The sequence below is a fragment of the Pseudomonas sp. MDT1-85 genome (assembly GCF_054898065.1).
Map to the genome: position 1 here is coordinate 5,726,477 of NZ_CM142715.1, position 17,190 is coordinate 5,743,666.

12 protein-coding genes, 2 tRNA genes and 3 rRNA genes are annotated in these 17,190 nt (G+C 55.8%); 7 read left to right on the forward strand and 10 right to left on the reverse strand.

The annotated features are described in order from the left end of the window. Positions 1-4: 4 nt before the first annotated feature. From ACYZT2_RS25855 to tyrS, 8 genes are all read right to left on the reverse strand, one after another. Positions 5-754: a pantothenate kinase gene (locus tag ACYZT2_RS25855; RefSeq protein WP_461968439.1), complete on the reverse strand. Its 750-nt coding sequence runs from the start codon at positions 752-754 to the stop codon at positions 5-7. Beyond that, on the reverse strand, positions 744-1,703 hold the full coding sequence (gene birA, locus ACYZT2_RS25860; protein ID WP_461968441.1) for a bifunctional biotin--[acetyl-CoA-carboxylase] ligase/biotin operon repressor BirA: 960 nt from the start codon (positions 1,701-1,703) through the stop codon (positions 744-746). Before birA ends, ACYZT2_RS25855 begins: the two co-directional genes overlap by 11 nt. A gap of 136 nt (positions 1,704-1,839) precedes the next feature. Beyond that, a 5S ribosomal RNA gene (gene rrf / locus ACYZT2_RS25865) occupies positions 1,840-1,955 on the reverse strand. A 173-nt stretch (positions 1,956-2,128) separates the two neighbouring features. After that, positions 2,129-5,020 (reverse strand): 23S ribosomal RNA (locus ACYZT2_RS25870). A gap of 236 nt (positions 5,021-5,256) precedes the next feature. Then, positions 5,257-5,332, reverse strand: a tRNA-Ala gene (locus ACYZT2_RS25875). Between the two features lie 30 nt (positions 5,333-5,362). After that, a tRNA-Ile gene (locus ACYZT2_RS25880) sits at positions 5,363-5,439 on the reverse strand. Positions 5,440-5,521: 82 nt separating this feature from the next. Beyond that, positions 5,522-7,060, reverse strand: a 16S ribosomal RNA gene (locus ACYZT2_RS25885). The 16S, 23S and 5S rRNA genes sit together here with 2 tRNA genes alongside, the layout of an rRNA operon. A gap of 553 nt (positions 7,061-7,613) precedes the next feature. Next, positions 7,614-8,813, reverse strand: a complete 1,200-nt coding sequence (tyrS, locus tag ACYZT2_RS25890) for a tyrosine--tRNA ligase (protein WP_461968443.1) — start codon at positions 8,811-8,813, stop codon at positions 7,614-7,616. A 209-nt stretch (positions 8,814-9,022) separates the two neighbouring features. On the opposite strand from tyrS, the gene ACYZT2_RS25895 reads away from it, so the two are divergent. Next, on the forward strand, positions 9,023-10,453 hold the full coding sequence (locus tag ACYZT2_RS25895) for a peptidoglycan DD-metalloendopeptidase family protein (RefSeq protein ID WP_461968446.1): 1,431 nt from the start codon (positions 9,023-9,025) through the stop codon (positions 10,451-10,453). Between the two features lie 3 nt (positions 10,454-10,456). Then, positions 10,457-11,548 carry an anhydro-N-acetylmuramic acid kinase gene (locus tag ACYZT2_RS25900; protein ID WP_461968448.1) on the forward strand — a complete coding sequence of 364 codons (1,092 nt, stop codon included), beginning with the start codon at positions 10,457-10,459 and terminating at the stop codon, positions 11,546-11,548. A gap of 74 nt (positions 11,549-11,622) precedes the next feature. On the opposite strand, the gene erpA is transcribed toward ACYZT2_RS25900, so the two are convergent. Further along, positions 11,623-11,973, reverse strand: a complete 351-nt coding sequence (gene erpA, locus ACYZT2_RS25905) for an iron-sulfur cluster insertion protein ErpA (RefSeq protein ID WP_007906865.1) — start codon at positions 11,971-11,973, stop codon at positions 11,623-11,625. A gap of 167 nt (positions 11,974-12,140) precedes the next feature. Next, a complete protein-coding gene (gene argC / locus ACYZT2_RS25910; RefSeq protein WP_461968452.1) occupies positions 12,141-13,175 on the reverse strand; it encodes an N-acetyl-gamma-glutamyl-phosphate reductase in 1,035 nt (344 codons plus the stop codon). A 136-nt stretch (positions 13,176-13,311) separates the two neighbouring features. Here argC and hemJ point away from each other — a divergent pair, with 136 nt between their 5' ends. The 5 genes from hemJ (at position 13,312) to ACYZT2_RS25935 (ending at position 17,088) form a co-directional block, all read left to right on the forward strand. Beyond that, positions 13,312-13,743 (forward strand): protoporphyrinogen oxidase HemJ, encoded by a 432-nt coding sequence (gene hemJ, locus ACYZT2_RS25915; protein WP_095630806.1) that lies wholly within the window; start codon positions 13,312-13,314, stop codon positions 13,741-13,743. Between the two features lie 33 nt (positions 13,744-13,776). Next, on the forward strand, positions 13,777-14,745 hold the full coding sequence (locus ACYZT2_RS25920) for an NAD(P)H-dependent flavin oxidoreductase (RefSeq protein ID WP_461968455.1): 969 nt from the start codon (positions 13,777-13,779) through the stop codon (positions 14,743-14,745). Between the two features lie 93 nt (positions 14,746-14,838). Then, positions 14,839-15,816: a DUF805 domain-containing protein gene (locus tag ACYZT2_RS25925; protein ID WP_461973268.1), complete on the forward strand. Its 978-nt coding sequence runs from the start codon at positions 14,839-14,841 to the stop codon at positions 15,814-15,816. 62 nt (positions 15,817-15,878) lie between these two features. Then, a complete protein-coding gene (locus ACYZT2_RS25930) occupies positions 15,879-16,667 on the forward strand; it encodes an SDR family NAD(P)-dependent oxidoreductase (protein ID WP_461968457.1) in 789 nt (262 codons plus the stop codon). Positions 16,668-16,749: 82 nt separating this feature from the next. Continuing rightward, positions 16,750-17,088, forward strand: coding sequence for a histidine triad nucleotide-binding protein (locus ACYZT2_RS25935; protein WP_461968459.1), 339 nt, complete (start codon positions 16,750-16,752; stop codon positions 17,086-17,088). Positions 17,089-17,190 lie beyond the last annotated feature (102 nt).

Here is a 17,190-nt window from a genome sequence, read left to right on the forward strand (position 1 = left end):
AACCTCAGGACAAGGGACACGCCATCGCCAAACCTACAAATACCAGGTCTGGAACCACTCTGGCCTCGGGCACAATCTCGGAGACCAGATCAGCATCCCCTCCAGTCAGGAAGATTGCGAAATCATCTCCCCAATAGCTGCGCGCCAACTCTAGCTGAGTCAAGACAAACCCTCTCAACATCAGCAAACAACCTCGCTCGACCGCCTCGACGGTTGTACGCCCAGGCACAAGACTCTCCAAAGCGCGCTCGGCAGCAAGATCTCCATAGCGAATTCTACGGGTATGGGTACGCAGCTGGTTGCGCATCAAAGGCATCCCCGGACAGATAAATCCTCCGAGATGCTCACCATCCCCTGCAATAAAGTCAGCCGTAACAGCCGTACCAAAGTCGAGCACCAGACAAGCACCCGAAGCCAGATGAAATCCTCCGAGCATTGCAAGCCAGCGATCAAGCCCTAGTCGCTCGAACTCCTCATAGCCATTTCGAACCCCGGACATCTCGGGAGCCGGTGCCGCGCACACTACGGAAACGCCAAAAGCCTCGGCCAGCAGAGAAATCAGCGCACTGGTTTCTTCGGCGGTTCTGACACTGACTAAGCGACAATGCATGAGAGCGAGCCCCTTGAGCCCTTTCAAGCTCTCCAGCAAGGCGAGATCTGAATCAACGACCCCCTCGCCAATCACCCGCCGGACATCCTCGCCGAGCACACGCCACTTGATAAAACTGTTTCCGCAATCGAGCTCAAGAATCATCACGTAACCTCAGACTGAGCTCGCCACCGCTAAAGACCTTCTCCACACCATTCACCTTCAAGCGCAAGGCACCCTGACCATCGATACCCAGAACCTCGCCATCTATCTGATTAACACCGGCAATCAACGACACCGCCCGGCCCTGCCATAGATGATTTTGCTCCCACTCCGCCTGGATAGCCGAAAATCCGCCGGCCTGATGACGATTTAAATAGGTCTGAAGCATCAACCCTAACTCCGCAACCAGATGATTGCGATCAACAGCCTTACCCGACTCGAGTCGCATGGACGTCCATTGCTGATCAACCTCATCAGTCACCTGCATGTTCACATTGATTCCGACACCGATCACCACGTGACACACATCAGCGGGATCCCCCACTAATTCGAGCAGTATCCCAGCAATCTTTTGCTGCCCCACCAGAACATCATTCGGCCATTTCAACCCCACACCTGAAATACCAAGCTCTCGCAAGGCTTGCATTACGGCAAGCCCGACAACAAGACTCAAGCCTTCCAGCTGCCGCATCCCGCCATCAATGCGCAGCACGAGGCTGTAATAGATGTTTTCCGCAAATGGGCTCACCCATTTGCGCCCACGTCGTCCGCGACCGGCCGTTTGCCGCTCGGCGAGCACCAGAAATGGCGCAGACTGGCCACGCTCGATAGTGCGCAAGGCTTCAGCGTTGGTAGAGTCAATTGAATCGAAGACTAGAATGGGCCACTCGCAGGAAGGCGCCCGCGCGCTTATTTCCGCAGGATCAAGCAGTGTCAAAGGCGCGGCCAGTTGATAGCCGCGACCGCGTACTTTGTGAATGGACAAACCGAGCTCAGCTTCCAAGTGCTGAAGCTGCTTCCATACAGCGCTACGACTAACACCCAAGGCAGCGCCCAGGGCTTGGCCCGAATGGAATCGACCATCCTTAAGAAGCTTTAACAACGTCAGCATGCAAGTCTCGCCTCACAATGAGGCCCGCATGATAGCCATGCCCCGGGCTGTTGCATAGAAACCCTACGAGCGAGATTTTCCTGCAGACAAAACAAAACCCCTACCTGCATACGCAGATAGGGGTTTCGGAATTTGATCTTGACGATGACCTACTCTCACATGGGGAAACCCCACACTACCATCGGCGATGCATCGTTTCACTGCTGAGTTCGGGATGGGATCAGGTGGTTCCAATGCTCTATGGTCGTCAAGAAATTCGGTAGCCAGGTCGTTCTCTCTTGCGAGATCACGCTCCAGCGAATGGGTATGTGACAGCTTGGTGTTTCGTGAGTGTCACAAACTTTCGGTTCGTTTCGTCTTCACACACCGCAATCTGGTGCCTTTTCGCTTTTCAGCTCGAAGCCTGCAAATTGCTTGGGTGTTATATGGTCAAGCCTCACGGGCAATTAGTATTGGTTAGCTCAACGCCTCACAGCGCTTACACACCCAACCTATCAACGTCGTAGTCTTCGACGGCCCTTCAGGGGACTCAAGGTCCCAGTGAGATCTCATCTTGAGGCTAGTTTCCCGCTTAGATGCTTTCAGCGGTTATCTATTCCGAACATAGCTACCCGGCAATGCCACTGGCGTGACAACCGGAACACCAGAGGTTCGTCCACTCCGGTCCTCTCGTACTAGGAGCAGCCCCTCTCAAATCTCAAACGTCCACGGCAGATAGGGACCGAACTGTCTCACGACGTTCTAAACCCAGCTCGCGTACCACTTTAAATGGCGAACAGCCATACCCTTGGGACCGGCTTCAGCCCCAGGATGTGATGAGCCGACATCGAGGTGCCAAACACCGCCGTCGATATGAACTCTTGGGCGGTATCAGCCTGTTATCCCCGGAGTACCTTTTATCCGTTGAGCGATGGCCCTTCCATACAGAACCACCGGATCACTAAGACCTACTTTCGTACCTGCTCGACGTGTCTGTCTCGCAGTCAAGCGCGCTTTTGCCTTTATACTCTACGACCGATTTCCGACCGGTCTGAGCGCACCTTCGTACTCCTCCGTTACTCTTTAGGAGGAGACCGCCCCAGTCAAACTACCCACCATACACTGTCCTCGATCCGGATAACGGACCTGAGTTAGAACCTCAAAGTTGCCAGGGTGGTATTTCAAGGTTGGCTCCACGCGAACTGGCGTCCACGCTTCAAAGCCTCCCACCTATCCTACACAAGCAAATTCAAAGTCCAGTGCAAAGCTATAGTAAAGGTTCACGGGGTCTTTCCGTCTAGCCGCGGATACACTGCATCTTCACAGCGATTTCAATTTCACTGAGTCTCGGGTGGAGACAGCGCCGCCATCGTTACGCCATTCGTGCAGGTCGGAACTTACCCGACAAGGAATTTCGCTACCTTAGGACCGTTATAGTTACGGCCGCCGTTTACCGGGGCTTCGATCAAGAGCTTCGCGTTAGCTAACCCCATCAATTAACCTTCCGGCACCGGGCAGGCGTCACACCCTATACGTCCACTTTCGTGTTTGCAGAGTGCTGTGTTTTTAATAAACAGTCGCAGCGGCCTGGTATCTTCGACCGGCATGGGCTTACGCAGTAAATGCTTCACCCTCACCGGCGCACCTTCTCCCGAAGTTACGGTGCCATTTTGCCTAGTTCCTTCACCCGAGTTCTCTCAAGCGCCTTGGTATTCTCTACCCAACCACCTGTGTCGGTTTGGGGTACGGTTCCTGGTTACCTGAAGCTTAGAAGCTTTTCTTGGAAGCATGGCATCAACCACTTCGTCACCCAAAGGGTAACTCGTCATCAGCTCTCGGCCTTAAGATCCCGGATTTACCTAAGATCTCAGCCTACCACCTTAAACTTGGACAACCAACGCCAAGCTGGCCTAGCCTTCTCCGTCCCTCCATCGCAATAACCAGAAGTACAGGAATATTAACCTGTTTTCCATCGACTACGCTTTTCAGCCTCGCCTTAGGGACCGACTAACCCTGCGTCGATTAACGTTGCGCAGGAAACCTTGGTCTTTCGGCGTGGGTGTTTTTCACACCCATTGTCGTTACTCATGTCAGCATTCGCACTTCTGATACCTCCAGCAAGCTTCTCAACTCACCTTCACAGGCTTACAGAACGCTCCTCTACCGCATCACCTAAGTGATACCCGTAGCTTCGGTGTATGGTTTGAGCCCCGTTACATCTTCCGCGCAGGCCGACTCGACTAGTGAGCTATTACGCTTTCTTTAAAGGGTGGCTGCTTCTAAGCCAACCTCCTAGCTGTCTAAGCCTTCCCACATCGTTTCCCACTTAACCATAACTTTGGGACCTTAGCTGACGGTCTGGGTTGTTTCCCTTTTCACGACGGACGTTAGCACCCGCCGTGTGTCTCCCATGCTCGGCACTTGTAGGTATTCGGAGTTTGCATCGGTTTGGTAAGTCGGGATGACCCCCTAGCCGAAACAGTGCTCTACCCCCTACAGTGATACATGAGGCGCTACCTAAATAGCTTTCGAGGAGAACCAGCTATCTCCGAGCTTGATTAGCCTTTCACTCCGATCCACAGGTCATCCGCTAACTTTTCAACGGTAGTCGGTTCGGTCCTCCAGTTAGTGTTACCCAACCTTCAACCTGCCCATGGATAGATCGCCCGGTTTCGGGTCTATTCCCAGCGACTAGACGCCCTATTAAGACTCGCTTTCGCTACGCCTCCCCTATTCGGTTAAGCTCGCCACTGAAAATAAGTCGCTGACCCATTATACAAAAGGTACGCAGTCACCCAACAAAGTGGGCTCCCACTGCTTGTACGCATACGGTTTCAGGATCTATTTCACTCCCCTCTCCGGGGTTCTTTTCGCCTTTCCCTCACGGTACTAGTTCACTATCGGTCAGTCAGTAGTATTTAGCCTTGGAGGATGGTCCCCCCATATTCAGACAAAGTTTCTCGTGCTCCGTCCTACTCGATTTCATGACCAAGAGATTTTCGCGTACAGGGCTATCACCCACTATGGCCGCACTTTCCAGAGCGTTCCGCTAATCTCAAAGCCACTTAAGGGCTAGTCCCCGTTCGCTCGCCACTACTAAGGGAATCTCGGTTGATTTCTTTTCCTCAGGGTACTTAGATGTTTCAGTTCCCCTGGTTCGCTTCTTAAGCCTATGTATTCAGCTTAAGATACCTAACTTATGTTAGGTGGGTTCCCCCATTCAGACATCTCCGGATCAAAGTCTGTTTGCCGACTCCCCGAAGCTTTTCGCAGGCTACCACGTCTTTCATCGCCTCTGACTGCCAAGGCATCCACCGTATGCGCTTCTTCACTTGACCATATAACCCCAAGCAATCTGGTTATACTGTGAAGACGACATTCGCCGAAAATTCGCGATTAAACTCACAAATTTTACCTTAGCCTGATCCACTACCAGTGAAAGTAGTGTTCAGTCTATCTTTCTATCACATACCCAAATTTTTAAAGAACGATCTAATCAAAGACTAGAAATCAACATTCACCATCGTCACGATGGAATGCTCATTTCTAAGCTTTCAACAAACAGAAGCAGTAGTGGTGGAGCCAAACGGGATCGAACCGTTGACCTCCTGCGTGCAAGGCAGGCGCTCTCCCAGCTGAGCTATGGCCCCGTATTTCTACAGGCGTTTCCCACACAAAATTGGTGGGTCTGGGCAGATTCGAACTGCCGACCTCACCCTTATCAGGGGTGCGCTCTAACCAACTGAGCTACAGACCCAATTTCGGGCTGCTTCTTATCGTCTTCTTCAATGAATCAAGCAATTCGTGTGGGAACTTATGGAGCAGCTGATGTCGTCGATTAAGGAGGTGATCCAGCCGCAGGTTCCCCTACGGCTACCTTGTTACGACTTCACCCCAGTCATGAATCACACCGTGGTAACCGTCCTCCCGAAGGTTAGACTAGCTACTTCTGGTGCAACCCACTCCCATGGTGTGACGGGCGGTGTGTACAAGGCCCGGGAACGTATTCACCGCGACATTCTGATTCGCGATTACTAGCGATTCCGACTTCACGCAGTCGAGTTGCAGACTGCGATCCGGACTACGATCGGTTTTCTGGGATTAGCTCCACCTCGCGGCTTGGCAACCCTCTGTACCGACCATTGTAGCACGTGTGTAGCCCAGGCCGTAAGGGCCATGATGACTTGACGTCATCCCCACCTTCCTCCGGTTTGTCACCGGCAGTCTCCTTAGAGTGCCCACCTTAACGTGCTGGTAACTAAGGACAAGGGTTGCGCTCGTTACGGGACTTAACCCAACATCTCACGACACGAGCTGACGACAGCCATGCAGCACCTGTCTCAATGCTCCCGAAGGCACTCCGCTATCTCTAGCAGATTCATTGGATGTCAAGGCCTGGTAAGGTTCTTCGCGTTGCTTCGAATTAAACCACATGCTCCACCGCTTGTGCGGGCCCCCGTCAATTCATTTGAGTTTTAACCTTGCGGCCGTACTCCCCAGGCGGTCAACTTAATGCGTTAGCTGCGCCACTAAGAGCTCAAGGCTCCCAACGGCTAGTTGACATCGTTTACGGCGTGGACTACCAGGGTATCTAATCCTGTTTGCTCCCCACGCTTTCGCACCTCAGTGTCAGTATCAGTCCAGGTGGTCGCCTTCGCCACTGGTGTTCCTTCCTATATCTACGCATTTCACCGCTACACAGGAAATTCCACCACCCTCTACCATACTCTAGCTCGTCAGTTTTGAATGCAGTTCCCAGGTTGAGCCCGGGGATTTCACATCCAACTTAACGAACCACCTACGCGCGCTTTACGCCCAGTAATTCCGATTAACGCTTGCACCCTCTGTATTACCGCGGCTGCTGGCACAGAGTTAGCCGGTGCTTATTCTGTCGGTAACGTCAAAACAATTACGTATTAGGTAACTGCCCTTCCTCCCAACTTAAAGTGCTTTACAATCCGAAGACCTTCTTCACACACGCGGCATGGCTGGATCAGGCTTTCGCCCATTGTCCAATATTCCCCACTGCTGCCTCCCGTAGGAGTCTGGACCGTGTCTCAGTTCCAGTGTGACTGATCATCCTCTCAGACCAGTTACGGATCGTCGCCTTGGTGAGCCATTACCTCACCAACTAGCTAATCCGACCTAGGCTCATCTGATAGCGCAAGGCCCGAAGGTCCCCTGCTTTCTCCCGTAGGACGTATGCGGTATTAGCGTCCGTTTCCGAGCGTTATCCCCCACTACCAGGCAGATTCCTAGGCATTACTCACCCGTCCGCCGCTCGCCACCAGGTACAAGTACCCGTGCTGCCGCTCGACTTGCATGTGTTAGGCCTGCCGCCAGCGTTCAATCTGAGCCATGATCAAACTCTTCAGTTCAAACATCTTTGGGTTTTTAAGAAACCCTAAACTTGGCTCAGCAATCGTTGGTTACATCTTTGATTTCTCGCGGAGTAACTTGTGATGCTGATAATCTTGTTGACTATCAGTCTGACCCCACAAGCACCCACACGAATTGCTTGATTCTGTTGTTAAAGAGCGGTTGGTTAAGATCTTTCGTCTCAACCGAGGCGCGCATTCTACAGCAGCCTCTGTTGCTGTCAAGCGGTTATTTTCAGAAGTTTTCAAGGTTTTCCTCAACAACTTCAACCACTTGCGCTTCCGATCTCTCGTTAGCGGGAGGCGAATTCTACAGCGTTACTCGCTGCTGTCAACACCTCTTTTTCTCCGCTTTCGACCGAGAAGATCGAAGCGTCAAAAGAGCCAAACAACACCGCCCTTTCAACTCCTTCTGGCTTCGATGAACTGAAGCGTAACCGCTGTCGAAAACTGCGTAACTCTTTGTTTACCAAGGAGTTTTCCGTTTCGACTGCGCCTGAAGTGGGGCGAATTATAGGCTTTCAGAATCTGCCGTCAACCCCTGATTTCAGCTTTATTCGGATTTGAGCGTAATACGCGCAAATGCCTTCTTTCCGGCTTGGCAAACATGGGTCGCGCCCAGTACGTATATAAAGGTGCGATCGACAACCTCACCATCTATACGTACACCACCAGAACCCAGAAGGTCGCGCGCCACAGCGGAGTTCTTCACCAGGCCTGCCTTATTAAGGACGGCAGCAATCGGCATATCTTCGGCGGCGGTCAATTCGATCTCAGGCAGATCATCCGGCAGCTCACCATCTTTCATTCGGTTACCCGCCGCACGATGAGCGTTGGCCGCAGCCTCTTCACCATGGAAGCGCGCAACGATCTCTTCAGCCAGCTTGATCTTGATGTCACGCGGGTTCGCGCCCGCCTCGACGTCAGCCCGGAAAGCATTGATCTCTTCCATGGAGCGGAAACTGAGCAATTCGAAGTAACGCCACATCAGTGCATCCGGAATAGAGACCAGCTTGCCGTACATAACACCTGGCGCCTCCTGGATACCGACGTAGTTGCCCAACGACTTGGACATCTTCTTCACGCCATCCAGACCTTCGAGCAACGGCATGGTCAGAATGCACTGAGCCTCCTGACCATAGCCACGCTGCAGCTCGCGCCCCATCAGCAGATTGAACTTCTGATCGGTACCACCCAGCTCGACATCCGCGCGCAACGCGACCGAGTCATAACCCTGAACCAGCGGGTAGAGGAACTCGTGAATAGCGATGGGTTGATTGGTCGTGTAGCGCTTGTCGAAATCGTCGCGCTCAAGCATGCGAGCCACGGTGTATTGCGAAGTCAGGCGAATGAAGTCGGCCGGCCCCATCTGATCCATCCATGTGGAGTTGAACGCCACTTCGGTCTTGGCCGGATCAAGAATCTTGAAGACCTGAGTCTTGTAGGTCTCGGCATTCTCGAGAACCTGCTCACGGGTGAGCGGAGGACGCGTGGCGCTCTTGCCGCTCGGATCACCGATCATCCCGGTAAAGTCACCGATAAGGAAGATTACCTGGTGCCCCAGATCCTGGAACTGGCGCAGCTTATTAATAAGCACGGTGTGACCCAGGTGCAAATCCGGCGCGGTCGGATCGAAGCCAGCCTTAATACGCAGCGGCTGGCCACGCTTGAGTTTCTCGACCAGCTCGGACTCGACCAACAGTTCTTCTGCACCACGTTTGATCAGCGCTAGCTGCTCTTCAACCGACTTCATAACAGACCCGCAAGGCTCAGATTCAAAGGGGAACAACCATACAAGATCGCGCACCAAATACAAGTTTTGCCCGGCGCACGGACGCCAATCCACGGACAGAGTGTTCGCAGACTTGCTTCAGAGATGATTTGGTTATATTTTATACAGTTATTTCGTCTTCATCATGTCATTCATCTTTTCCAATTCATCTTTTCAAAGTCAAAATACCTATGACCACAAAACCGTCTAAAGCGCCGCCGCTTTACCCGAAGACCCACCTGCTCGCAGCAAGTGGCATCGCCGCCCTTCTCAGCCTGGCGCTTCTGGTATTCCCTTCCAGTGATGTTGAAGCCAAAAAGACGACCCTGAGTCTTGAACTGGAAAGCCCAGCAGAACAACTGACACAAGATCAAGACGCCGCCGACGTCGTCCAAGCCACAAATGAGCCGGCCGCCTCCCCCTTCGCGCAGATCGAAAACAGCGCCGAAGACACTCAGGAAACCGCCCAGGCCGCTCCTGCCCCTGCTCCCGCGCCAGTCGTCGAAGAGAAGAAGGCGCCAGGCCATAAGGAAGTGATTGTCAGCAAAGGCGACACTCTCTCGACTTTGTTCGAGAAAGTCGGCCTTCCGGCCACTTCGGTGCATGAAATACTGGCCAGCGACAAGCAGGCCAAGCAGTTCAGCCAGCTCAAACATGGCCAGAAGCTTGAGTTCGAACTGAGCCCGGATGGCCAGCTGACCAATTTGCACAGCAAAGTCAGCGACATGGAAAGCATCAGCCTGACCAGGAATGACAAGGGTTATACGTTCAACCGCATTACCGCCAAGCCCACCGTACGCTCTGCCTACGTTCATGGCGTGATCAACAGCTCGCTGTCGCAATCTGCCGCCCGAGCCGGTCTATCCCACAGCCTGACCATGGATATGGCCAGTGTGTTTGGCTATGACGTCGACTTTGCCCAGGATATTCGTCAAGGTGACGAGTTTGATGTGATTTACGAGCAGAAGGTCGTCAACGGCAAAGCTGTCGGCAACGGGCCGATCCTCTCCGCACGCTTCACCAACCGCGGCAAGACTTACACCGCGGTGCGCTACACCAACAAACAAGGCAACAGCAGCTACTACACGGCTGACGGCAACAGCATGCGCAAGGCGTTCATCCGTACTCCGGTAGACTTCGCCCGCATCAGCTCGAAATTCTCCATGGGTCGCAAGCACCCGATCCTGAACAAGATCCGCGCCCACAAGGGCGTCGATTACGCCGCCCCACGCGGTACGCCGATCAAGGCTGCCGGTGACGGCAAAGTATTGTTGGCAGGTCGTCGCGGTGGTTACGGCAACACAGTGATCATCCAGCACGGCAATACCTACCGCACGCTGTACGGCCATATGCAGGGCTTTGCCAAAGGCGTCAAGACTGGCGGCAGCGTCAAGCAAGGCCAGGTGATCGGCTACATCGGTACCACCGGTCTCTCTACCGGCCCGCACTTGCACTACGAGTTCCAGGTCAATGGCGTGCATGTCGATCCGCTGGGCCAGAAAGTAGCGATGGCCGATCCGATCTCCAAAGCTGAACGCTCACGCTTCCTCGCGCAAAGCCAACCGCTGATGGCGCGCATGGATCAAGAGAAAACCACCCAACTGGCTTCGAGTAAACGCTAAGCCATGGCGCTCTATATAGGTGTGATGTCCGGGACCAGTCTTGATGGCCTGGACATTGCGTTGATCGAGCAAACCCCGGCGATCAAGCTGATCGCCCCCCATTACATCCCTATGCCTGATTCCCTGCGCGCCGAGCTGCTTGGCTTGTGCGCCAGCGGCCCCGACGAGATTGCCCGCTCCGCCATCGCCCAGCAGAACTGGGTGAACCTGGCCGCACAGGGCATTCACACCCTCCTCGACCAGCAAAACCTGAAACCCGCCGACATTCGCGCGATTGGCAGCCACGGCCAGACCATTCGCCACGAGCCGGCGCGCGGGTTCACGGTGCAAATCGGCAACCCTGCCTTGCTCACCGAGCTGACCGGCATCACCGTGGTCAGCGATTTCCGCAGCCGCGATGTAGCCGCAGGTGGCCAAGGCGCGCCATTGGTTCCAGCCTTTCACGAAGCCCTGTTTGAAGAACGGCCTGGCAACCGCGCGGTATTGAACGTCGGCGGGTTCAGCAACCTCAGCCTGATCGAACCCGGCAAACCTGTTGCAGGGTTTGACTGCGGCCCGGGCAACGTCCTGCTGGATGCCTGGATTCACCAGCAACGCGGCGAAAACTTTGATCGTGACGGTCAATGGGCCGCCAGCGGCAAGGTTGAACCGGCTCTGTTGAACGAGCTGCTGAGTGATCCATTCTTTGTGACTCAAGGCCCGAAGAGCACCGGCCGCGAAGTGTTCAATCTGCCATGGCTGATGCAACATCTATCACAGCTACCGACCTTCGCCGCCGAAGACGTACAGGCCACACTGCTTGAGCTGACTGCGCTGACCATCGTCGAGTCATTGCAAAGCGCTCAATCAGAAACTAAGGAGCTGCTTGTCTGTGGTGGCGGCGCGCACAATGCCACGCTGATGAAGCGCTTGGCCAGTCTGTTGCCGAATGCGAAAGTCAGCAGTACCGCTGCGTATGGTGTAGACCCGGATTGGGTCGAAGCCATGGCCTTCGCCTGGCTCGCCCATTGCTGCCTGGAAGGTATCGCGGCCAATCGCCCGAGTGTCACCGGTGCCCGCGGCTTGCGCGTACTTGGCGCCATCTACCCCGCCTGAACCTGAACCCCAGACAGCAAAACGCCGCAAAGCCCTGAGACTCTGCGGCGCCTGGTAATGCGGTGAGGGTGCGATCAGATCGAGAACGAAGAGCCGCAGCCACATGTGGTGGTAGCGTTCGGGTTCTTGATCACGAAACGCGAACCTTCCAGACCTTCCTGGTAATCCACTTCGGCACCTGCCAGGTACTGGAAACTCATCGGATCGACCACCAGACTGACGCCTTCGCGCTCGACGATGGTGTCGTCATCGGCCACTTCTTCATCGAAGGTGAAACCGTACTGAAACCCTGAACAACCGCCGCCCGTAACGAATACGCGCAGCTTCAAGCGATCATTCCCCTCTTCATCGACCAGGCTCTTCACCTTGTGCGCGGCACCGTGGGTGAATTGCAAAGCCGTGGGGGTGAAGGATTCGACGCTCATGCTGACTATCTCCCGGCGTTACGCCGCCATAATGCGTGATGACGCGCATTATCCGCTTCTCCCAGAAAATCGGTCAACTATTGTTACGGTATATCAATCAACCCAATTGTCAGACCAAAATGCAAAAAGGCCCGTTCGACGGGCCTTTCTGCTGAGCGGGATAAAGCCTACGGAAGCATGCCGGCATGGGACAGGCCCAGACGCTCGTCCAGACCGAACAGAATATTCAGGTTCTGCACCGCCTGACCCGACGCGCCTTTGACCAGGTTGTCGATCACCGACAATACCACCACCAAGTCACCATCCTGCGGACGATGCACCGCGATACGGCAAACGTTGGCACCGCGCACGCTGCGGGTTTCCGGATGGCTGCCAGCGGGCATCACATCGACGAACGGTTCGTTGGCATAGCGCTTTTCGAACAACGCTTGCAGATCCACCGAGCGATCTACAACAGTCGCGTAGAGCGTCGAGTGAATACCGCGAATCATTGGCGTCAGGTGCGGAACGAAGGTCAGCCCCACGTCCTTGCCCGCTGCACGACGCAGGCCCTGGCGGATTTCCGGCAAGTGACGGTGCCCTTTGACGGCGTAAGCCTTCATGCTTTCCGACGTCTCGGAGTACAGCGAGCCTACAGAAGCGCCACGACCGGCGCCGCTGACGCCCGATTTGCAGTCTGCGATCAAACGCGTGGTATCTGCCAGACCGGCTTCAAGCAATGGCAAGAAACCCAATTGCGTGGCAGTCGGGTAGCAACCCGGCACAGCAATCAGGCGCGCTTGCTTGATTTGCTCACGATTGACTTCCGGCAAGCCGTAAACCGCTTCCTCCAACAGTTCCGGCGCGCCGTGCGGCTGACCGTACCATTTGGCCCACTCATCAGCGTCTTGCAGACGGAAGTCTGCCGACAGGTCGATGACCCTGGTCCCGGCCGCCAGCAGTTCACCCGCCAGAGCATGGGCGACGCCGTGTGGTGTGGCGAAGAACACCACATCGCAGGCCCCGAGAGTCTTGATGTCCGGAACGCTGAAAGCCAGGCCGTCGTAATGGCCTCGCAGGTTCGGGTACATGTCGGCGACGGCCAGGCCGGCCTCGGATCGGGAAGTGATCACTACCACTTCAGCTTGCGGATGCTGTGCCAACAGACGCAGCAGTTCGACACCGGTGTAACCCGTGCCGCCGACGATACCGACCTTGACCATAAACCTGCCCTCAACGAACCCACTGGAAAGCCGTCGATAATAGGGGCCGCGCGGCCCTGCGACAACCGTCAAGGTGACGTGTGGCGGCTCAAGCCTCTACTATTCCCGCTACCGTGAACCTTGGGAATAACTGAAAATGCTTTATCTGTGGCTCAAAGCGCTTCATATCGTCAGCATGGTCTGCTGGTTTGCCGGCCTGTTTTACCTGCCGCGCCTGTTCGTCTATCACGCCCAAAGCGAAGACACCGTCAGCAAGGAACGCTTCAGCATCATGGAGCGCAAGCTGTACCGGGGCATCATGGGCCCGGCGATGATCGCCACTCTGGCATTCGGCATCTGGCTGATCAGCCTCAACCCAAGCGCCTACTTCACCCAAGGTGCATGGATGCATGCCAAATTGACCCTGGTGGTGATCCTGATCGGCTACCACCATATGTGCGGCGCACAGGTAAAACGTTTTGCCCGTGGCGAAAACACCCGCAGCCATGTCTTTTATCGCTGGTTCAATGAAGTGCCGGTTCTGATATTGCTGGCTATCGTAATTCTGGTCGTCGTCCGGCCGTTCTAATTCCAATAAGCACAACTCACCGGGGTACTTCCGATGTCGCTGCCCGCTTTGCTCGAACAACGCTTGCGTCTGCCCGTGGTGGCAGCGCCGATGTTCCTGATTTCAAATCCTGAACTGGTGCTCGCCTGTTGCCGTAATGGCGTGGTGGGCAGCTTTCCCGCGCTGAACCAGCGTGAGAGCAGCGGTTTCAAGGCCTGGCTGGAAGAGATCGAAGCAGGACTGGCGATACTGGAAAATCCCGCGCCTTACGCGGTGAACCTGATCGTCCACAACAGCAACCCGCGATTGCAGGCGGACTTGGCGATCTGCATCGAGCACAAAGTACCGATCGTGATCACCAGCCTCGGCGCCGTGAAGGAACTGGTCGACGCCGTGCATGGCTATGGCGGCCTGGTATTTCATGACGTGACAACGCGTCGCCACGCGGAAAAAGCCGCCGAAGCGGGTGTGGACGGTTTGATCGCCGTGGCTGCGGGCTCCGGGGGTCACGCCGGGACCTGGAGCCCGTTTTCGCTAATCGCCGAGATTCGCCAGTTTTTCGACAAGACCCTGCTGCTGGCCGGCTGCCTGAACCATGGCCATGAGATTCTTGCCGCGCAGTTGCTCGGTGCGGATTTGGCCTACTTCGGTACGCGATTTATCGGCACCACTGAAAGTCACGCGCCTGACGCATATAAGGAGATGCTCCTGACTTCCAGAGCCGCCGACATCGTCCATACTCCAGCGGTGTCGGGAGTACCGGCAAGCTTCATGCGTCGGAGCCTGGAGGCCGCCGGTTTCGACATGGCAGCCCTGCAAGGCAAGGGCGAGGTGAACTTCGGCTCCAAGCTCAAGCCATTGAACGATGAAGCCAAAGCCTGGAAAACCGTGTGGTCCGCAGGCCAGGGCGTCGGAGAGATCAAGGACCTGCCGAGTGTCGATCAGCTGGTCGCACGTCTCGACGCCGAATACCGCAAGGCGCTGGAACTGGCGGCGGCGCTGCCCAAGCGCTGGCCGCGCTGACAGAAAAACTTGGCCAGCCCAATCCGGCTGGCCCTACACTCCATTTTTGCAACACCGTCGATTACAAACTCTCGCGACAAGGATGCCTCGGCCATGAGCGAAAACCGTTTCAAGATCGTCTTCGAAGGCGCTCTGTTGCCAGGTGTGGACGTCACCACCGCGAAGCTCAACCTCGCCGAGCTGTTCAAGAGCGACGTCGCGGCCATCGAACGCCTGTTCAGTGGCCGGCAGGTTGCGCTCAAACGCGACCTGTCACACGCCGATGCACAGACTTACCTTCAGGCGCTGACGAAAACCGGAATCGATGCCCGAATCGAAACAGAACCCTCGATTGAGCTGAACCTGTCCGACGTTCACGAGCACGCCCTTGCCAACAACCAGCCTGTCACGGCAGATCCCGATTCTCCCTATGCACCGCCCCGTGCCTCTGTCGGCGAAGCATTGCCGGAGTTTTCTGCACTCAAGGCATTCAGTTTCGTTGGCCGCATCGGTCGCTTGCGCTTTCTCGCCTGGACGATGGCGCTTACGCTGGTGACGCTTGGCGTCGGCTCCGTGTTGGCTATTTTCGGCTTCGCGCTCATCAGCACGGACTCGACTGCTGGCTTGATCCTCGCGGGTCTGCTGGCCGTTATCCTGGTCGTGGTGCTCGCCTTCATCAGCATCCAGTTCAGCGTACAGCGCCTGCACGATATCGGCTGGTCCGGCTGGCTCTGGCTGCTGAACCTTGTACCGTTCGTGGGCAGCGTTTTTCCGTTTGTAATCATGATCGTGCCGGGTAACAACACGGCCAACCGATATGGCGCACCACCACCGCCCAACAGCAACGCGGTCAGGGTACTGGCTTCGCTGTGGCTGGTGTTTATCGCGATCATGTTTGTCGGCGGGCTGACTGGAGGCCTCACCGCGATCCAGGATGAGTACGAAAGCGCCACCGAAAGCACTTATCAAAGCAGCGCGATGATCACCGACGAAATTGAAGTGGAGCCGGCCGATGAGGCCGAACAAGCGCCAAATTCATCCGATGATGCAGCCGAAGCAGCCGAGCGCCCTGTAGACTCTGCGAAAGAATGAACAGCGCTCCCCGCCCCTGACACCTGCGTCGTCGGCGCGGAGCTGTTGCGATGGAGAACTGCATGACCCGTTACGCTCTGATCACTGGCGCTTCCAGCGGCATCGGCCTGGCGATGGCCGAAGCGCTGGCCCGGCGCGGCCGCAGCCTGATTCTGGTGGCCCGACAGCGTGATCAGCTGGAAAGCATTGCGATTGAACTGACTCAACGTTTTGGTGTGGAGGTGCTGTTTCGTGCCTGTGATCTGGGCGAGCCGCTGAGGCTGTCCGGATTTTTGCTGGAGCTGGAGGAAGGCGACCGGCAGATAGATTTGCTGGTCAACTGTGCCGGCATCGGTACCTGCGGCCCGTTCCTGGCCCAGGACTGGATGACCGAGCAGGACTTGATCGAAGTGAACATCCTGGCCCTCACTCGCTTGTGCCATGCCATCGGCAACAGCATGGCCTTGCAGGGCGGCGGGCAGATTCTGAACGTTGCCTCGATGGCGGCGTTCCATCCCGGTCCATGGATGAGCACGTACTACGCCAGTAAAGCTTACGTACTGCATTTTTCCGAAGGTTTGCGCGTCGAACTGAAGAAATGCGCGGTCAAGGTGTCGGTACTTTGCCCCGGCCCGACCCGCACGGCGTTTTTGCGCACCGCGCAACTGGACACCGACAAACTGGTCGAGAGCAAACTGCTGATGAGTCCGGAAGAAGTCGCGCTCTATACCGTGCGCGCCATGGCGAAAAATCGCGCCATCATCATCCCCGGTCGTCTGAATCGCTGGTTCGCGTTCCTGCCGCGGCTCGGCTCACGTTGGCTGACCCGGACAATCGCGGGCATGGTCAACAAAGCCTATTGCCCGCGCTGATCAAATCCTCAAGGCAAAAGACTGGGCTCCAACCTAACCCATGGTTACACTCAGGCCAGCCCAAACAACGGAGAAAACAGCTGTGGATACTCTGTTCACCAAGATCATCAACCGGGAAATCCCGGCGAAGATCATTTACGAGGACGACCAGGTACTGGCCTTCCACGACATCGCGCCACAGGCCCCCGTGCACTTTCTGGTAGTCCCGAAGAAACCGGTGCGCACCCTTAACGACCTCACCGAGGAAGACAAGGCTTTGGCCGGGCATATTCTGTTCACGGCCCAGCGTCTGGCTCTGGAATTGGGCTGTGAAGAAGGTTTCCGGGTGGTCATGAACTGCAATGAATTGGGCGGGCAGACCGTCTATCACATTCATATGCACGTGCTGGGTCAGCGCCAGATGCACTGGCCACCGGGCTGATCCATCGTCCTCACCTTGTAGGAGCGAGGTTTGCCCGCGAAGGCGTCCTCAAGTGCGCCAACAGCTTCGCGGGCAAGCCTCGCTCCTACAGATCGTTTTTAC

What these genes read in the sequence shown, in the direction of transcription:
- ACYZT2_RS25855 (WP_461968439.1), bottom strand. Translation starts at nt 754, where the DNA reads ATGATTCTTGAGCTCGATTGCGGAAACAGTTTTATCAAGTGGCGTGTG.
- birA (WP_461968441.1), bottom strand. Translation starts at nt 1,703, where the DNA reads ATGCTGACGTTGTTAAAGCTTCTTAAGGATGGTCGATTCCATTCGGGC.
- tyrS (WP_461968443.1), bottom strand. Translation starts at nt 8,813, where the DNA reads ATGAAGTCGGTTGAAGAGCAGCTAGCGCTGATCAAACGTGGTGCAGAA.
- ACYZT2_RS25895 (WP_461968446.1), top strand. Translation starts at nt 9,023, where the DNA reads ATGACCACAAAACCGTCTAAAGCGCCGCCGCTTTACCCGAAGACCCAC.
- ACYZT2_RS25900 (WP_461968448.1), top strand. Translation starts at nt 10,457, where the DNA reads ATGGCGCTCTATATAGGTGTGATGTCCGGGACCAGTCTTGATGGCCTG.
- erpA (WP_007906865.1), bottom strand. Translation starts at nt 11,973, where the DNA reads ATGAGCGTCGAATCCTTCACCCCCACGGCTTTGCAATTCACCCACGGT.
- argC (WP_461968452.1), bottom strand. Translation starts at nt 13,175, where the DNA reads ATGGTCAAGGTCGGTATCGTCGGCGGCACGGGTTACACCGGTGTCGAA.
- hemJ (WP_095630806.1), top strand. Translation starts at nt 13,312, where the DNA reads ATGCTTTATCTGTGGCTCAAAGCGCTTCATATCGTCAGCATGGTCTGC.
- ACYZT2_RS25920 (WP_461968455.1), top strand. Translation starts at nt 13,777, where the DNA reads ATGTCGCTGCCCGCTTTGCTCGAACAACGCTTGCGTCTGCCCGTGGTG.
- ACYZT2_RS25925 (WP_461973268.1), top strand. Translation starts at nt 14,839, where the DNA reads ATGAGCGAAAACCGTTTCAAGATCGTCTTCGAAGGCGCTCTGTTGCCA.
- ACYZT2_RS25930 (WP_461968457.1), top strand. Translation starts at nt 15,879, where the DNA reads ATGACCCGTTACGCTCTGATCACTGGCGCTTCCAGCGGCATCGGCCTG.